We start from the raw sequence: 3,876 nt of genomic DNA on the forward strand, positions 1-3,876 counted from the left end.
AGGTAACCATCTGGGCAGATACCGGTTTTCAAGGTATAGATAAACAGCATCCTAATACACAAATCCCAAAAAAAGGAACTCGAAAAAGACCTTTATCGCCTGAACAAAAACAAGAAAATAAAATAATCTCGGGCATCCGTATTACAGTTGAACACGCCATCGCGGGTATCAAGCGCCTCGGTTGCATGACCCAAATTTTACGGAATCGTAGACCCTTTATTGATGATACCTTCTTACTCCTTAGCGCAGGTCTTTGGAATTTCCATCTCAGAACAGCGTAAAATTTACTTCAATCACCGAAACACCCTTATTTCACTATTAAGCAACACGCTTAATGTTTCACAAAATATTCAACCACATCTTGTTCACATAACCAATCTCCCCCTGAAACCGTATCATTAAAGTGATAATTATAGGTATCATGGGATTGAGCAATTGCAGCTGCGCCACCTTTTGCAGCGACAGTATGACTGCGCATGGGATAGACTTTTGAAACCAAAGCAATTTTTAGATTGGGGTTAGCTTCAGTAGCAGCAATTGCTGCTCTCAAACCAGCTCCTATTATGACTAAATCAGCATTAAAGGTTTGCACACTATGCTTCTCCATTACTAATTGAAAATAAACTTCATGTTGTTATGGCATTGTTATTTAATTATGATTAATAATTAACAATAAATTACTATTTAGCAATTTATAACAAATTGTTACCGACAGAGATTTGATTCAGGTACAAGTTTTCTAGGATTTTGCTTATAAAAAGTGAGAGTTAATAGACTTGTTTAAAAATTAGCTATTTTTGATCATAAAATGGGTATAATTAAGTTTATATGTTATCTTATTAACTTAGTGGATTTTGGGTTGGTTTTTATTTTTATTGTATTGATAATGATTTTTAAATAAATCTCAAACAATTACCAGCAGCAAATTTTTGTTGCCAATTTAATAAATAATATGATTTTTATTTAATAAAAATAGCGTAATCATATGCTTATTTATTGATATATAAAATTATTCAATTTTGGTGTTTTTTTATATCAATAAAAATATATTCATTGATAATATTTTTATGAGCAATAAGGTAATTTTAGTCATATTTATAATAATTTTATAAAAATAAAAATAAAAATAAAAATAAAAATATTATAAATAAATGCAATTTTAATAAATAAAAATTTACACTAATCCATTAAAATGATTATTTTTATTAATTTTATAGCTGAAAATAACTTCCAAATGTTTTTGACATATTGATATTATTTGAATTTATTTTTTATGGTTTGATGATTTTGAGTTGAAATATTTTCTTTATTCAGCTAAATTGGAGATCATATAGAAAGTAGTTATATCAACTTATAACTAACGTTAATTATTTATTTCAACTAATTAATATTTTCAAGTTCTCTTACTATTTAACTAAGGGTTAGTTTATTTTTGTTAAAAAACAGAGTGATGAGATTAACGATATGAAAAATTTGTTTATTTGTTTATTTGTTTACAGGCGAGTAAACTAGCGCGCTTTATTCTTTTTTGGAGTTTTTACAATGAGTGAGATAGTGAATTAGCAACCGAGCGCGTCTATCAATAACTTACTGAAAAGAGCCAAAATTATTGCTGAAATCAGACGTTTTTTCATCGATCGAGGAGTAGTGGAAGTAGAGACGCCTATATTAAGCAAATTCACGGTAACAGATATTCATCTCTCACCGTTTGAAACCCAATTTGTTGCTCCGGTAATTGCTGACAGCACCAAATTGTATATGATAACCAGTCCTGAATATCATATGAAACGTTTGCTAGCGGCCGGCAGTGGGCCTATATATCAGATGATTAAAGCTTTTCGTAATGAAGAAGAGGGACGTTATCATAATCCAGAATTTACTATGCTTGAATGGTATCGGCCTCATTATGACATGTACCGACTTATTGATGAAGTAGATGATTTGTTGCAACAAATTTTGGACTGCCAACCCACTGAGCGGATATCATATCAACAGGCCTTTCAGCGTTATCTAAACATTGATCCATTAGCACTGGAGTCAGAAAAAAACAATTACGTGATGCAGCAGTGAAGTTGGGTTTAAATAATGCCGAAACAGAAGAAGACAAAGATGTGTTATTACAATTTTTGTTTACTATGGGAGTTGAACCAAATTTAGGTAAAGATAAACCTACCGTTATCTATCATTTTCCTGCTTCACAGGCAGCATTAGCTGAAATTAGTAAAGAAGACCACCGAGTTGCTGAGCGTTTTGAAGTTTATTTTAAGGGTATTGAGTTGGCCAATGGTTTTCGTGAGTTGACTGATGCACAAGAACAGCGAGAACGTTTTGAGCATGATAATCAGATGAGCGAAAAAATGGGTTTACCAGAACAGCCTATTGATGAATGTCTGCTTGCTGCACTAGATAAAGTCATTCCTGATTGTTCGGGTGTTGCTTTAGGTATTGATCGTTTAGTCATGTTGGCGCTGAATGCAGAAAAAATCATTAATTATCAGTAAACTAATAGTAATCAGCGGTAAATTATTACCTCTGAATTTATTGGTGGCTGTTATTGATGTTGATGCTGTTTTTGCAAGAATTTTACCCCGAGATCAGGGAAATCGGTAAAGGCACCATCGACGTTAGCTTTGTTATAAATAATATCAAACAGCTGCTGACCGTTTTTCACGTAATTTGGTAGCTTATCAATCCGAATGGTATAAGGATGAACGACTAATTTATTTTTGTGCGCATCTTTAACCATAGCAGTAAGTTTTATTTTACCAGGCTTGGAGTTTTCATTAATAAGCATGTGGTAATCTGGGCCAATGCCATCAGCATACTTAGCAACTTCTTTCATTGCTCCCGGTTTAAACATCCAATCATAGCTATAATTTGTCCATGTACCGTTAGGCTGTTCTTCATAAGTTTCATGCCAGTCAGTGTAAGCAATTAATTGAACCAGTTTTAAATCCATGCCTAATTTAGGTAAAAGCGCATTTTTAATGCGCTTTAATTCATTAGCATCAAAGCACTGAAGATAAACATTGTCGTTTTTCTTACTGTAGCCATATTGCTTCAGAACTTCTAACACTCTGGTCGAAATATCCTTTCCTTATTGTTTGTGAAACCAAGGTGCTTTAATTTCCGGGTAAATGCCGATATTTTTGCCAGTAGATTTATTCAAACCTTGGACAAATTCAATTTCTTCTTGAAAAGTATGAATATGGAAGCTGGATTTTCCCATCGGGAAACGATTAGGATAGGTTTGAACTTTTTTACCATCTTTAATTTCAAAGGCTTCAGTAAATTTGAGTGATCGAATTTCGGGTAAGGTAAAATCAATGGCATAAAAGCGACCATCTTTGCGAGCACGGCCAGGGAAGCGATCCGCAACGTCTGTGACGCTATCTAGGTAATGATCATGTAATACAATCAATTCATTATCTTTTGTCATTACCAGATCTTGTTCAAGGAAATCGGCACCTTGCGCATAAGCCATTGCTTTGGCGGGTAATGTATGTTCTGGTAGATAACCACTTGCCCCGCGGTGAGCAATAACGAATTTTGCGTTAGATTGAGCCATTGCTGACATTGACATAACTAATAACATACTAGCAACCAAGCTATTTAATTTTATATTCATTAGTATAATTCTCTTTATTATGAGGCTGTCGCAAAAGCTCATGTTATCGATTAAAATTTGCTTTATTCGTTTTAAACGCAGATCTTTTATGACCGTATTTACTCGCAAACTGGAATCGCCTTCTCACACCAAACGTAAGTTTGTCAAAGCGCAAAATCTACCTATCTTGGAGGGTTCTGTTTCCCTTTGCGATTATCTCAAGCAAATTGGTGAACGTAGGGCATTTATTGTCACAGAGATTTTGGATG

General features: G+C 33.7%; 1 protein-coding gene and 4 pseudogenes. 3 read left to right on the forward strand and 2 right to left on the reverse strand.

The window, feature by feature from the left end:
• The coding region (locus CBG25_RS13885) for a transposase family protein (protein ID WP_290603775.1) at positions 1-281 on the forward strand (281 nt) is incomplete at its 5' end.
• A gap of 59 nt (positions 282-340) precedes the next feature.
• Here CBG25_RS13885 and CBG25_RS13890 read toward each other — a convergent pair.
• A pseudogene (locus tag CBG25_RS13890) lies at positions 341-592 on the reverse strand (FAD-binding protein); the annotation flags it as partial.
• A 986-nt stretch (positions 593-1,578) separates the two neighbouring features.
• On the opposite strand from CBG25_RS13890, the pseudogene epmA reads away from it, so the two are divergent.
• Positions 1,579-2,501, forward strand: a pseudogene (gene epmA, locus CBG25_RS13895) (elongation factor P--(R)-beta-lysine ligase).
• Between the two features lie 50 nt (positions 2,502-2,551).
• Here the strand turns inward: epmA and glpQ are convergent.
• Positions 2,552-3,628 (reverse strand): annotated as a pseudogene (glpQ, locus tag CBG25_RS13900) (glycerophosphodiester phosphodiesterase).
• Between the two features lie 40 nt (positions 3,629-3,668).
• On the opposite strand from glpQ, the pseudogene CBG25_RS13905 reads away from it, so the two are divergent.
• A pseudogene (locus CBG25_RS13905) lies at positions 3,669-3,876 on the forward strand (hypothetical protein); the annotation flags it as partial.

It is taken from the genome of Arsenophonus sp. ENCA (genome assembly GCF_002287155.1).
Lineage (GTDB): Bacteria > Pseudomonadota > Gammaproteobacteria > Enterobacterales > Enterobacteriaceae > Arsenophonus > Arsenophonus nilaparvatae.